The sequence below is a fragment of the Massilia brevitalea genome (genome assembly GCF_030711405.1).
Taxonomy (GTDB): domain Bacteria; phylum Pseudomonadota; class Gammaproteobacteria; order Burkholderiales; family Burkholderiaceae_D; genus Telluria; species Telluria brevitalea.
Genome location: NZ_JAULSI010000026.1, coordinates 11,545 through 24,820, shown reverse-complemented (window position 1 = coordinate 24,820; position 13,276 = coordinate 11,545). Strand labels below are relative to the sequence as shown.

At 65.6% G+C, this 13,276-nt stretch carries 9 protein-coding genes; 3 read left to right on the top strand and 6 right to left on the bottom strand.

Annotated elements, in window-relative coordinates; genetic code table 11:
* Positions 1-169: 169 nt before the first annotated feature.
* From parC to QWL29_RS16825, 4 genes are read right to left on the bottom strand one after another with little or no spacing between them, the layout of a single operon-like run.
* On the bottom strand, positions 170-2,497 hold the full coding sequence (gene parC, locus QWL29_RS16840) for a DNA topoisomerase IV subunit A (protein ID WP_305824032.1): 2,328 nt from the start codon (positions 2,495-2,497) through the stop codon (positions 170-172).
* Positions 2,498-2,502: 5 nt separating this feature from the next.
* Positions 2,503-4,365 carry a J domain-containing protein gene (locus tag QWL29_RS16835; protein WP_305824031.1) on the bottom strand — a complete coding sequence of 621 codons (1,863 nt, stop codon included), beginning with the start codon at positions 4,363-4,365 and terminating at the stop codon, positions 2,503-2,505.
* Positions 4,362-6,071, bottom strand: coding sequence for a molecular chaperone HscC (locus QWL29_RS16830; protein WP_305824030.1), 1,710 nt, complete (start codon positions 6,069-6,071; stop codon positions 4,362-4,364). The genes QWL29_RS16835 and QWL29_RS16830 overlap by 4 nt, the downstream gene beginning before the upstream one ends.
* 2 nt (positions 6,072-6,073) lie before the next feature.
* Positions 6,074-8,071, bottom strand: coding sequence for a DNA topoisomerase IV subunit B (locus QWL29_RS16825; protein WP_305824029.1), 1,998 nt, complete (start codon positions 8,069-8,071; stop codon positions 6,074-6,076).
* Positions 8,072-8,353: 282 nt separating this feature from the next.
* Between QWL29_RS16825 and QWL29_RS16820 the strand changes: the two genes are divergently transcribed.
* The 3 genes from QWL29_RS16820 (at position 8,354) to QWL29_RS16810 (ending at position 10,832) form a co-directional block, all read left to right on the top strand.
* Positions 8,354-9,169, top strand: coding sequence for a response regulator (locus QWL29_RS16820; protein ID WP_305824028.1), 816 nt, complete (start codon positions 8,354-8,356; stop codon positions 9,167-9,169).
* A gap of 79 nt (positions 9,170-9,248) precedes the next feature.
* Positions 9,249-10,235 carry a gamma-glutamyl-gamma-aminobutyrate hydrolase family protein gene (locus QWL29_RS16815; protein WP_305824027.1) on the top strand — a complete coding sequence of 329 codons (987 nt, stop codon included), beginning with the start codon at positions 9,249-9,251 and terminating at the stop codon, positions 10,233-10,235.
* 261 nt (positions 10,236-10,496) lie between these two features.
* Positions 10,497-10,832 carry a hypothetical protein gene (locus QWL29_RS16810; RefSeq protein ID WP_305824026.1) on the top strand — a complete coding sequence of 112 codons (336 nt, stop codon included), beginning with the start codon at positions 10,497-10,499 and terminating at the stop codon, positions 10,830-10,832.
* A gap of 76 nt (positions 10,833-10,908) precedes the next feature.
* On the opposite strand, the gene QWL29_RS16805 is transcribed toward QWL29_RS16810, so the two are convergent.
* The gene (locus QWL29_RS16805) at positions 10,909-12,045 is read right to left on the bottom strand and encodes a YbdK family carboxylate-amine ligase (RefSeq protein WP_305824025.1); all 1,137 of its coding nucleotides are present in this window, start codon (positions 12,043-12,045) and stop codon (positions 10,909-10,911) included.
* Entirely contained in the window at positions 12,035-13,249 is a 1,215-nt protein-coding gene (locus QWL29_RS16800) for a cation:proton antiporter (RefSeq protein WP_305824024.1), read from the bottom strand. Before QWL29_RS16800 ends, QWL29_RS16805 begins: the two co-directional genes overlap by 11 nt.
* Positions 13,250-13,276 lie beyond the last annotated feature (27 nt).

The following is a 13,276-nucleotide window of genomic DNA, read 5'->3' as shown; positions in this document are numbered from 1 at the left end:
CAGTTTCGATGTTCGCGCCGTTTGCGAATCCGGATGAGTACGACCGCGTGGGCACAAGTGCCCACCCTACGAAATGCGGTATGCCGCATCCGCTATCGCACTGCGCTGCACCTACAAACAACAAAGCCGGCATCTGTCGGCTTTGTTCATTTACGCTGCGTTCGAACGATTACTCGCCCGTCGCCCGCATCGCCAGATCCGTCGCCTTCAACTTCGCCGACAAGGGCTTGCCCTTCTTCGCGCGCTTGCCGTAGTGCGGCTCCAGCCCCGACGCGTACAGTTCCACCACGCGCGGCTTCGAACCGGCCCAGGTGCCGATCACGTTCACGCCTTTCTGGCTGATCGGCTGCACCGCGAGCAGGGTTTCCTTCGGCTCCAGCTCCATCAGGATCACGCCACGGCCGCCATTGGTCAGCACCTTCATTTCGTCGATGCCGAACACCAGCACGCGGCCCTTCTCCGACAGGCAGGCCACCGCGCCCGCCGCATCCGATACCACGCGCGGCGCCAGCGGCACGGCCTTGTCGTCGAGCGTGATGAAGGACTTGCCACCCTTCAGGCGGCTGATCATGTCGCCGGCCTTGGTCATGAAACCGAAGCCGTTCGAGGTCGAGATCAGCAGGCGCGTTTCACCGGAACCTGCGAAGTAATGCAGGATGCGCACCCCGCCCGACAAATCGACCAGCGTGGTGATCGGCACGCCATCCCCGCGCGCTCCCGGCAGGGCCGCCACCGGCACCGAATACACCTTGCCGTTGTCGCCAATCCCCAGCAGGGTATCCACCGTGCGGCACTCGAAGGCGCTGCCCAGCGAATCGCCCGGCTTGAAGGTGAACTGCGCGTGATCGTGCCCGATGCCGGTACGCGCGCGCACCCAGCCTTTCTCGGAAATGATCACCGTCACCGGCTCGTCGATGACCTTCTGCTCGGCCACGGCGCGCTGCGCTTCCTCGATCACGGTGCGGCGCGCATCGCCGAACTGCTTGGCGTCGGCCTCGATCTCGCGGATGATGGTGCGCTTCATGGTCGACGGATTGGCCAGGATGTCTTCCAGCTTTTCCTTTTCGCCGCGCAGCTGGGCCAGCTCCTGCTCGATCTTGATGGCTTCCAGGCGCGCCAGCTGGCGCAGGCGGATTTCCAGGATGTCCTCGGCCTGGCGTTCCGACAGCGCAAAGCGCTCGATCAGCGCCGCTTTCGGATCGTCCGAATTGCGGATGATGGCGATCACCTCGTCGATGTTCAGCAGGACGATCTCGCGGCCTTCCAAAATATGGATGCGGTCGTTCACCTTGCCCAGCTTGAACTCGGTCCGGCGGCGCACGGTCACGAAGCGGAAGTCGATCCACTCCTGGATGATGTCGTTCAGGCCCTTCTGGCGCGGACGGCCGTCGCCGCCGATCATCACCAGGTTGATCGCACTCGAGGTTTCCAGCGAGGTGTGCGCCAGCAGCAGTAGCATGAACTCGTTCTGGTCCTGGTTCTTCGACTTCGGCTCGAACACCAGGCGCACCGGCGCTTCGCGGCCCGATTCGTCGCGCATGGTGTCGAGCGAATTCAGGATGGTCTGCTTGAGCGCGATCTGTTCCGGCGTCAGCGTCTTCTTGCCCAGCTTGACCTTCGGATTGGTCAGCTCCTCGATCTCCTGCTGCACCTTGGCCGCAGAGGTGCCCGGCGGCAGTTCGGTGACCACCGCCTGCCACTGGCCGCGGGCCAGTTCCTCGATCTTCCAGCGCGCGCGCACCTTCATCGAGCCGCGGCCGGTGGCGTACATGTCGGCGATTTGCGAGGCCGGGGTGATGATCTGGCCGCCGCCCGGGAAATCCGGACCCGGAACGATGGTCATCAGCTCGGCGTGCGAGATCTTCGGGTTGCGGATCATGGCGACGGCCGCCTCGGCCACTTCGCGCAGGTTGTGCGACGGGATCTCGGTGGCCAGGCCAACCGCGATACCGGAAGCGCCGTTCAGCAGCACCATCGGCAGGCGCGCCGGCAGCGCGCGCGGCTCGTTGGTGGTGCCGTCGTAGTTCGGCTGGAAGTCGACGGTGCCCATGTCGATTTCGTCGAGCAGCAGGCGCGAGATCGGGGTCAGGCGGGCTTCGGTATAGCGCATCGCCGCGGCGCCGTCGCCGTCGCGCGAGCCGAAGTTGCCCTGGCCGTCGATCAGCGGATAGCGCAGCGAAAAGTCCTGGGCCATGCGCACCAGCGCGTCGTACACCGACTGGTCGCCGTGCGGGTGGAGTTTGCCGAGCACGTCGCCGACCACGGCCGCGCACTTGCGCGGCTTGGCGGTGGCGCCCAGGCCCAGTTCGTTCATCGCGTACAGGATGCGGCGCTGGACCGGCTTCTGGCCGTCGGAGACGTCGGGCAGGGCGCGGCCTTTCACGACCGAGACGGCGTAGTCGAGATAGGCGCGCTCGGCGAAGGTGGACAGGGTCAGCGATTCGACGTCGTCGAGCGCCTCGCTGGCTTGTTCGAACAGATTTGCTTGAGTAGACATGGTGCTTACGAAAATGGATGTTGATTCTTTTTAGTGCGGATCATGTTCACGATCATGAAGACCGCGACGCCGAACACCGGCGAAATGAGCATGGACAGCGGCGACGTGCGCAGCATGGAGGTGTCCGGCCGCAGCGTCATGACAAGGAACACCATCCCCAGCCCGCCCGCCACCGCAGCGAAGGGATTGATGGTCGGATTCGACAGCAGCATGCCGCCCAGCGTCCACAGCCAGAGCAAGGCGGCGTGCAGCTGCAGCGGCAGCGGCGAGACGTCGGCGCCGGCCACCAGTGCGACGGTCCCGGCCAGCCAGGCGCAGCGCAGCGGCAGCAGCAGGCGGGCCTTGTCCGGCATCCGGCTCCACAAGTCGGCGCCGCCGCGGTAGAGCAGTTGAAGGGCGCAATAGGCGCCGGCCGCGCAGGTGACGTAACCATAGCCGGGGTAGCCCTTGTCGGCCATCGACACGCCGATCAGCAGCGCGCCAAAGGCAACGGCGAGGTAGTGCCCTTTGCCGAACAGGACCGAATTGGCAAAGCAGGCGACAGTCGTGCAGGCGACCATCGCCACCCCCAGCACCCAGGCAAAGGCGGGCGCCGGGTCGGGGATGAACAGCAGCGTCGACAGCAGCGCGAAGACCGGAATCCAGCCCAGCTGCACGGCGGGGCGGAAGCGCAGGTCGAACAGCAGCCAGCCGCGCCAGGGCGTATCGCGCAGGCGCGCCAGCGGGTCGACGTGGGCCCAGGCCAGGCCGGCGGCCAGCGCCAGCGGCAGGAACAGCAACAGGAGGCGCGGATCGAAACCCAGCACCGCTGCCTTGCCGGACAGGTTGGCGATCCCGAACGGCGAGATGCCCGCGCCGGCGCTGACCAGCGCGGTCTCGATGAAATAGCGCCGGCCTTCGACGCGCTGTGCCCATTCCTCGACCACCTCGGCGTTGAGCTTGAAGTACAGCAGTTCGCGGTGGTATTCGCGGATCAGCGCGATCTGCTCGCGCATCTGGCGCGTGAAGGAGGAACTGAGCGTGCGGCCAAAGCGGCGCCCGGCGCTATCGGCGAGCAGGGCGGCGATCGCCGGTTCGGTGCTCGCGCGCTGCAGCAGCGCGTTGTAGTCGCGCCCGGCGCGCAGGCGCGCCATGGCTTCGCCGGCGGCCTCGGGCAGGCGGCGCTCGATGAAGGAGGCATCTTCTTCCCAGCCGAAGACGGTGAAGATGGCCTCGCGCAGCGCGTCCTCGCAGGCTACGCCGGCGCAGTACTGGATGGCGAACAGCTCGAAATGCTCGCGCACTTCGAGCAGCATCATGTCGTCGCCGTCGATGATCAGCTGGAGCTGGTACTTGGGCGAGATGGCCGATTTTTCCAGGAACTGCCGCCACAGCAGGCCGGCGAGCTCGAAGGCAGCCGCGCTTGCTGCCTCGGCGGCGGCGCGCGCCTGCTCGCGTTCGATGCGGCGCGCCTGCTCCTGGGCCTGGCGCAGTGCCTGCTCGTCGTGGACTTCGCGCAGCAGCGGCACCGGGCGCTCCCAGGCTTCTTCGCGAAAGGCTGCGATTGGGCGCTCCCAGGCCGGTTCGCGTTCGTCCTCGGTCTCTTCAGGCGCCGTTTCGAGCGCGGGCTGGAAAGTGGGTGCATGCACAGCTGCAGGCGCGGTTGCCCCGGACGGCGCTGCCGCAACCAGCACTTCCGGCTCGGCCTGCTCTTCGTCGCTGTCCAGGTATGGCGCCATCTGCAGCGCTGCCTGGTAGGCGTCGTTCAGCGCCTGGAAGCCCGCGGCATCGTCTTCCGGCCGCGTGACTTTCAGCTTGCGCGCATAGGCGCGCTTGATCGCACGCACATCCGGCGTGGGATCGATGCCGAGGACGGCCCAGGCGCTCATTCCAGGCCGCCGCGGCCGAGTTCGGCCAGCACCTTCTGCAGCGTGGCGCGCGCCCGCGCCGCCGCATGGTGGTCCTGCTGTTCCAGCACCGACTGGAAGGCGGCGATGTGCTGGGCCAGGTATTCGCGGGCGTCGCCCAGCAGTTCCTGGTACAGGCGGTCGGCCTCGGCCACCACGGTGCGGTTCTCGATCTGGTCGCGCGGGTGGATCTTCAGCTCGGCCAGTTCCGCCAGGCGCTGCGCGACCTGCTCGGGCGTCATCACGCCGGCATTCTCGGTGATCACCAGCTTGTGCTTGTCCTGGGTTGGATGCACGGTGATTTCGGCTTCCAGCACGCCGCTGATGTCATACGTAAAACGCACGTCGGCGCTGATCTCGCCGGCCTTTTTCGGCAGGATCGGGAAGTCGATCGCGCCGAGATACACGTTGTCCTTCACCAGGCGCGCCTCGCCCTGGTAGACCAGCACGCGCAGTTCGCGCTGGCCGTCGCGGATGGTGGTGATGTTCTGCACGCGCGACACCGGCACCGTGGCATTGCGCTCGATGATGGGCAGGTAGTGGCCGGGCTCGTAGTTGTTCGGCCCGATCTGGCGCGAGATGCTGATGCCGAGCGAGTAGGGCGCGACGTCGGTCATCACCACTTCCTCGAGCGCGGCGTCGCGCATTTTCAGGCCGGCCTGCACCGCCGCGCCGAGTGCGATCGCGTGGTCGGGGTCGAGGTGGACGGATGGGAAGCGGCCGAACATGCGCGACACGAGTTTGCGCACGATCGGCATGCGGGTGGCGCCGCCGGCCAGCACCACGGCGTCGAGTTCGCTGGCCTTGATGGTGGAGTCGCGCAGCGCGCGGTCGACCGGCTTGCGCAGGCGCTGCAGCAGCGGCTCGCACAGCTGGGCGAGGGTGTCTTCGTCCAGGCGCCAGGTGAATTCGCGGCCCTCGTGCTGGAAGCGCATCTCGGTGCTGCTGGCGTCCGACAGCGCGCGCTTGGCGCGTTCGGCTTCGTCGCGCAGGCGCTGGGTCTGGGCGCGGCTGAGCACCGCGGTGCCGAGCACGTTGCGCAAGCTGCTGCGTTCGTAGAAGGTCTTGACCAGTACCTCGACGAAGTCTTCGCCGCCAAGGAAATTGTCGCCGGCCGAGGCACGCACTTCCATTACGCCCTCGAACAAATCGAGGATGGAGACGTCGAAGGTGCCGCCGCCGAGGTCGAAGACGAGGAACCTGGTTTCCTGCTGGCTGTCCTGGATGCCGTAGGCCAGGGCGGCCGCGGTCGGTTCGTTCAGCAGGCGCTCGACCTTCAAGCCGGCCAATTGGCCCGCCGCGCGCGTGGCTTTGCGCTGGGCGTCGCTGAAGTAGGCCGGCACGGTGATGATGGCTTCTTCCACCTTGTCGCCGAGCCAGGCTTCGGCGTCTTCCTTCAGTGCGCGCAGCACCAGCGAAGACAGCTCTTCCGGACGGAATTGCTGCCTGCCGAGCTGGGTCACGCGCTCGCTGCCCATGTAGCGCTTGAACAGCGCGGTGGAGAGGTCGGGATGGGTCTGGAGGCGCGAGCGCGCCGCCGCGCCCACCAGCACCGTGCCGTCGTCGTCGATGCCGACGCAGGACGGCGTCAGGTACTCGCCGAGTGCGTTTGGAATGATCTGCGCGCGCCCGTCACGCCAGGCTGCTACCAAGCTGTTTGTGGTGCCCAAATCAATACCAATGATCATGATCAGATGTCCGCTTCGGTTTCGTTACCGTGTTCTTCGATCCAGGCGCGCCGTGCGGCGGCCTCCCCTTTACCCATCAACATATTGAAACGTGCACTCGATTCGCTGTGGTCGAAGTCGCCCAGCGACACCGGCAGCAGGCGGCGCGTGTCCGGGTTCATCGTGGTTTCCCACAGCTGCTCGGCGTTCATCTCGCCCAGGCCCTTGAAGCGCGAGATGCTCCACGAACCTTCCTTCAGGCCTTCTTTCTTGAGCTTGTCTTCGATGGCCAGCAGTTCGCCGTCGTCGAGCGCATACAGCTTTTGCAGCGGCTTCTTGCCGCGCGCCGGTACGTCGACGCGGTACAGCGGCGGACGCGCCACACAGATATGGCCATGCTTGAACAGGGCAGGGAAGTGCTTGAAGAACAGGGTCAGCAGCAGAACCTGGATGTGCGAACCGTCGACGTCGGCGTCGGACAGGATGCAGATCTTGCCGTAGCGCAGACCGCTCAAATCAGGCGAATCGCCATGCGCGTGCGGGTCGACACCGATCGCCACCGAGATGTCGTGGATTTCGTTGTTGGCGAACAGGCGGTCGCGGTCGGTCTCCCAGGTATTCAGCACCTTGCCGCGCAGCGGCAAAATCGCCTGGTATTCCTTGTCGCGGCCCATTTTTGCGGAACCGCCGGCCGAGTCGCCCTCGACCAGGAAGATTTCGTTGCGGGTCAGGTCGGTCGATTCGCAATCGGTGAGTTTACCCGGCAACACGGCCACGCCCGAGGATTTTTTCTTCTCGACCTTTTGCAGCGAGCGCATGCGCGACTGCGCCTGCTTGATCACCAAATCGGCGAGTTTCTTGCCGTATTCGACGTGCTGGTTCAGCCAGAGTTCGAGCGGCGGCTTGGTGAAAGTGGACACCAGTTTCACCGCGTCGCGCGAGTTCAGGCGTTCCTTGGTCTGGCCCTGGAATTGCGGGTCCAGCACCTTGGCCGACAGCACGAACGAGACGCGTGCGAACACGTCTTCCGGCAACAGCTTCACGCCTTTCGGCAGCAGGCCGTGCAGTTCGACGAAGCCTTTCACGGCGCCGAACAGGCCGTCGCGCAGGCCGGACTCGTGCGAGCCGCCGCTTGGCGTCGGGATCAGGTTGACGTAGGACTCGCGCACCACGCCGCCTTCCTCGTTCCAGGCCACGACCCAGGCCGCGCCTTCGCCTTCGGCAAAGCTTTCGTCGCCGGCCGGGGCATACTGCGCGCCTTCGAACAGCGGAATCAGGGTCTGGCCGCTCGAGGTCTGGGCCATTGCTTCGGTAAGGTAGCCGCGCAGGCCTTCGTCGTAGCGCCAGGTCTGGACGTCGCCGGTCTTGGCGATGGTGAGCGTGACGGTGACGCCTGGCAGCAGCACGGCCTTCGAGCGCAGCAGGCGCACCAGTTCGGCCATCGGGATGTTCGGCGAATCGAAGTATTTCGGGTCGGGCCAGGCGGTGACGCGGGTGCCGTTCTTCTTGCCGCCGCGCTCGAACGGCGCGGAGCTCAAAGGCTCGACCACGTCGCCATTCGCAAACACCAGGCGATGGACGCCGTTACCGTCGTCGGTCTTGCGCCACACATTGATTTCCAGGCGAGTCGACAGCGCGTTGGTCACCGAGACGCCGACGCCGTGCAGGCCGCCCGAGAAGGCATAGGCGCCGCCCGAGCCCTTGTCGAACTTGCCGCCGGCGTGCAGGCGCGTGAAGACGATCTCGACCGTGGAGACGCCTTCTTCCGGGTGGATGCCGACCGGGATGCCGCGGCCGTCGTCTTCGACCGTGACCGAACCATCGACGTTCAGGGTGACGCCGATGTTGTTGCAGTAACCGCCCAGCGCCTCGTCCGAAGCGTTGTCGATCACCTCCTGGATGATGTGCAGCGGGTTTTCGGTCCGGGTGTACATGCCTGGACGCTGCTTCACGGGTTCGAGTCCCTTCAGGACGCGGATGGATGATTCGCTGTAATCGGATGCGGGTTTCTTGGTTGCCATGCTGATGTGTGTTTTTTGAAATTCCTGCGCATTCTATCTTGTCGGCAGGCAAAAATAGGAGCCGTGCGGCCGAATCTCCTTGTCAACGTTATGGAACGTGACTAGATTGATACGCAAGCCTGCCAGCATATAGGGGCTGCGAGAAATCGTCGAAAAGAAAGCGCTGGCCAAGACCGATACTGTACAGGCATACAGTATTATAGTGCAAGGGGCGGGGAGAGCCCGGCCGCGCCGCAGTCCGGCGTACAACAGGCATTGCCTGCGCGGTGCCGGATGATCATCATGCAAACAAAGAAAACCCCGACCGCCGTGCGCCTGCTCGGCTTCCAACCGGCGGATGCGACTGCCATCACTTCGCTGCTGGCTGAGGCGCCGTCTTGCGGGCCAAACTATGCCTGCCTGCACGAGGACAGCCTGCAGGAACCCGATGTCTACCTGGCCGATGGTGAGAATGCCTGCGCCATGCTGCGCCTGATCGGCATGCGCAGCGCGCCGCTGGCCCTGCAGGTCGGCGGCGCCGAGCGCGGCAATGGCTGGAAGCGGGTCGCGCGTCCGCTCGAGGCGGCGTCCCTGCATGCGATGCTGGCACAGTTGGTGGCCGAGCGCCGCCGCGCCCTCGAACACCAATGCGCCTGCGGCGAACCGCCCCTGCCGGAACGGCGCCGGCGCCAGCGTGGCATCGGCGAACTGGCCGTCGACGGCGAGGCGCTGCGCCAGCCGCCGCACGACGGCAAGGTCTTGATCGTTGACGGCGGCGGCGCCTTCCGCGACCACCTGGCGCAATTGGTCGGCGCGCAGCGCCTGGCGGTGGCCTGGACCGACAGCGCCCCGGCCGCCGTGCGCCTGTGCGACGAAACGCCGGTGTCGCTGGCCATGATCAACACCTCGACCCCGGGCATCGACCCGTATGCGCTGTGCGAGGCGATCAAGGCGCAGGAAGGGGCGGGGCGCACGGCGGTGGTGTTCCTGGTGGGGCGTGCCTTCTGCTACGACACGGCGCGCGCTCACTCTGCCGGAGTGCGCGGCCTGCTCGACCAGCCGGTGGGCGACCGCAGCCTGGTGGCGATGCTGATGCGCCTGACCTCGATGACAGGGTGAGTGCTGCTGGTGACCGCATCGGTGTGATTTTGTTACAACTTCAAATCGTGCGCGGCCGTAGCAGGGCTATATTGAAGCCATGGCAGACGATCATCCAAAAGGGCCTGAGGAGGCGCCCGGCCCGCCGCTCGAAACCCGACCCGACGCACCCGAACGCGTTCCCGACCGCCGCTCGGCCGATGGCCCGCCGCGCTACCATCGTCCCGACGACACGCCCTTCGCGCTGGCCGGCCGGGTCTTGTCCTCGCGCTGGCGCGCCCTGCGCGACCGCTTCAGCCGCGACTTCATGCGCCGCACCCTGCGCATCGGCGTCTCGGCCCGCATCTTCCATCCCGAACCGGGCTCCACCGGCCTGCGCAGCAAGAATTTGCAATACCTGGAAGAGTCGATCGCCCAGTGGGTGATGTCGCGCGACGTGCTGGTGTTCATGATTCCGACGGTGAATACCAACGGGCTGCTCCACCCCAGCAACATCACGTTGCGCCACTACGCGCGCCACCTGGACGGGCTGGTGCTGCAGGGCGGGGCGGACGTCTCGCCGCAAACCTATTCCGAAAGCCCGACCCGGCCCGAATGGAGCGGCGACCGTGCGCGCGACTTGTATGAACTCGAACTGCTGCACGAATTCGTCGAAGCCGGCAAACCCGTGCTGGGCGTGTGCCGCGGCTGCCAGCTGATCAACGTGGCCTTCGGCGGCTCGCTGTACCAGGACGTGGCGACCAACGTGCCCGAGGCGCTGGCCCACGTGCACACCGACTACGATGCGCACCGCCATGCGATCGAGTTCCCGCCGGGCTCGTCGCTGGGCAAGATGTTTCCGAAAGCGGGGCGGCCGGTGGTGAACTCGATCCACCACCAGGCGGTGAAGGAGCTGGGGCGCGACGTGCGCATCGAGGCGGTGTCGTATCCGGACGGGATCGTCGAGGCGATCCGCTACGACAAGGCGGATTTCGTGATGGGCTTGCAGTGGCATCCGGAATTCCACCGGGCCGGCGGGACGGATCTGCTCGATTGCACGCCGGTGCTGGATGAGTTCTTGCGGGCGGCGCGAGAGACGCGGTTGTAGGTTGGGTTTGCCGATGATCGGCTGGTGAAATGGTGGGTTCGAGAACCCACCCTACACCTGGTTAGGGTGGGTACTTGTACCCACCAGCTCACCGTGCGCGCCACGCCAACGTATCCGCCACCCCCATTCCGAAATACATCAAACATCCCGCACACGCTTGCGAAATCGCTTGCATCCCATCCGCCCCTCCACTACCATTGAATGAGAATGATTCTCATTCATTGACCAAGACTACACCGTCTATCCGAACAAGGGGCTGTCATGAAAGACCAAGCAAACGAGCCATCCATCCTGCCGGCGCCCGACATGCGCCACCGCGACGCGGTGATGATCGCGTCGCTGCTGCACCTCATGTCGCACTACACCGCGCGCGACGAAAACGACCGTCCCTACGTGCGCCTGGCCTCGGTGATCGAGCGCCACCTGTGCGCCCTCGCGCGCCTGCCCGAGCTTGATCCGGTGCTGCGCGCCACCTGCGAACAATTGTGCGAAAAATGGGCCGGCCTGGTCGACGACGGCATGCCGCGCCCGGTAGCGAAACCGACCTTCATGGAACGCATCATGCGAGGCAGCCGTCTCGGGCCCAGCGCGGCCTGAACCTCGCTGGCTGCGGCAGGGTGGTTCCGGGCCGACGATCAATCGCCGCTGTGCGCGCCGCCCACGCGTCGATACATCACCTTCGCCAGAACCGCCGCTCGCCCCGGAAGGTGTTGATCGCCGAATGCACGATCGCTTCGACACTGCCTTCGCGCTCGTACTGCTGGCGCAGCAGCGACGCATCGCTGCCCCCGGCCGCCGCATCCGCCAGGTGCCGCAAGCCATCCAGGCTGCCCAGCGCCTGTGCATGCGGCTCCATCTTGCGCAGCGTCGTCAGGATATCCTCGCGCAGCGACACCGTCTCGTAGGTCTTCGGATGCGTGATCGACCCGTCCAGCCCGAAGCGGCAAGCCTGGAAGCGGTTGTAGTTGTAGACCAGGTAATCGTCCTCGACCGGTGGCTCTTCGGTCCGCTGCAACAGGTAGCTGCACAGCGCCTGCAGGTAGGCCGCCAGCGCCGCCGCCCGCTGCACCGTCAACGGCGTATCGCACACGCGCAGTTCGATGGTGCCGTACTCCGGCTTTGGCCGCAGGTCCCAGTAGAAATCCTTCATGCTCTTGATGATGCCGGTGCGCTCCATCTTGGCGTAATACGCGTGTTCGAAATCGCTCCAGCTCAGCGTGAACGGCGCGCGACCGCTCATCGGAAAGGCAAACACCGAGTTCAGCCGCGCCGAATCGAACAAACTGTCGTGCCCCTGCACGAACGGTGACGACGCCGATAAGGCAATGAAATGCGGAATGTAGCGGTTCAGCGCATGCAGCAGGTACATCGCGTTGTCGCCATTCCCGCAGCCGATGTGCACGTGCTGGCCGAATACGGTGAATTGCTTGGCGAGGTAGCCGTACAGCGAAGACAAGTGCTCGAAGCGTGGCTTGGCGAAAATCTTTTGCTCGGACCAGTGCTGGAACGGGTGGGTGCCGCCGCCGGCAATGCCGATGTTCAGGGTGTCGCCGGCCGTCACCAGCGTATCGCGGATTTCCACCAGTTCGGCCAGCAGCGCGCTGTAGTCCGAATGCACGCTCGAATTAATCTCGATCATGCTCTCGGTGATCTCCGGCGTCACGTTGCCGGGGAAGGGTTTGCGCGACAGCAGGTGCAGCAGGTCGGGGCTGGCGGCCGTCAAATCGAAGTCGGACAGGCTGACCAGCTGCAGTTCGAGCTCGACGCCGAAGGTGAGCGGCTGGGATTCGGTAAAGGCTTCAAGCGGCATGGTGGTTCTCCGAGCGGATTTCCGGCCGGGCGTCCGGCGTCTCCCTGGCCCATATCAGGGCGCGCTGGATGATGATGGGGCCGAATATCTCGAGCAGCATGGTCACCGCCGCCACCGAGCGCAATTCCTCGACCACGACCACGCCGGCCAGGCGCGCATGCTCCAGCAGCAGGATCACGAACACGGATAGCGGCGCCAGCGCCACCCCGGCCAGGAAACCCTTGCGCCAGGACACGCCGGACAAATGGGCAAAGGCCGTCACGCCGGCGGTCTTGGTCAGCAGGCGCGCAATCACGACCGCGATGGCCAGCCAGATCCCGGCCGCGACCTTTTCCCAGTCCAGCGTCGAGGCGGCAAACACGAACAGCAAAATGGTCAGCAGTTCGCCCAGCGCGCCGAAGTTGCGCTGGGCCTGGCTGAAGGCGACGCGGCGATGGCGCGCCACCAGCCCGAAGGCGAGCGAGGCCACCACCGGCGACAGCCCGCCGGCGTAGGAAATCGCCACCAGCAAAATCACGGCAATGGCGAATGCGACGGTGGCGTCATGGCGCGGGTTACCGATCGCGCGCAGCAGGGCCGGCACCACCAGGCCGAAGACGGCGCCGGTGAGGGCCGAGACCGCCAGCAGCACCAGGCTGTTCCAGAGCGCATCGCCCAGGTCTTCGAAGGTGCGGAAGATCCAGAAGCCGATCACGGCATTGAAGGCGAACACGGCCAGCACGCAGTTTTGCGCCGACAAATGCAGCACGCGTTCGGTGACTTGCCCCGAGCTGCGCTGCTCGTTGATCACACGCACCACGGTGGCGGGCGAGGTGGCCATGGACAGCGAGGCCAGCATCAGCGAGGTGAGCTGGGGCGTGCCGAAGGCCACTGCGATGAAGTAGACGGCAATGAAGGTGGCAATCGATTCGACCAGGCCGCTTACGCCTATCCACGGGTTGTTGCGCAGCCAGCGCAAGTTGATGCGGTAGCCGAGCTCGAACAGGATCAGGCCAAAGGCAACGTCGGCCAGCATCGGGATGGCGCCGGCATCGGGCACCGGCAGTACGCCGAGCTGGGGCGCGCCGAGGGCAAAGCCGACCAGGCCATAGAAGCTGATGCGGGGGAGGTTGGTATAGCGCTGGCCGAATTCCCCGGCGATCCAGGCAATGGCAATCGCAACCGGCCACGCAAGGTTGTTCAGGATCGGCAACAGCTCGGTCATGCAATCTCCAGGAAATGAGGCGAATGG

Bases quoted from the DNA above. Each gene is read 5' to 3' on its own strand.
- QWL29_RS16815 (WP_305824027.1), top strand. From the start codon at position 9,249: ATGGCAGACGATCATCCAAAAGGGCCTGAGGAGGCGCCCGGCCCGCCG.
- QWL29_RS16800 (WP_305824024.1), bottom strand. From the start codon at position 13,249: ATGACCGAGCTGTTGCCGATCCTGAACAACCTTGCGTGGCCGGTTGCG.
- parC (WP_305824032.1), bottom strand. From the start codon at position 2,497: ATGTCTACTCAAGCAAATCTGTTCGAACAAGCCAGCGAGGCGCTCGAC.
- QWL29_RS16825 (WP_305824029.1), bottom strand. From the start codon at position 8,071: ATGGCAACCAAGAAACCCGCATCCGATTACAGCGAATCATCCATCCGC.
- QWL29_RS16830 (WP_305824030.1), bottom strand. From the start codon at position 6,071: ATGATCATTGGTATTGATTTGGGCACCACAAACAGCTTGGTAGCAGCC.
- QWL29_RS16805 (WP_305824025.1), bottom strand. From the start codon at position 12,045: ATGCCGCTTGAAGCCTTTACCGAATCCCAGCCGCTCACCTTCGGCGTC.
- QWL29_RS16820 (WP_305824028.1), top strand. From the start codon at position 8,354: ATGCAAACAAAGAAAACCCCGACCGCCGTGCGCCTGCTCGGCTTCCAA.
- QWL29_RS16835 (WP_305824031.1), bottom strand. From the start codon at position 4,365: ATGAGCGCCTGGGCCGTCCTCGGCATCGATCCCACGCCGGATGTGCGT.
- QWL29_RS16810 (WP_305824026.1), top strand. From the start codon at position 10,497: ATGAAAGACCAAGCAAACGAGCCATCCATCCTGCCGGCGCCCGACATG.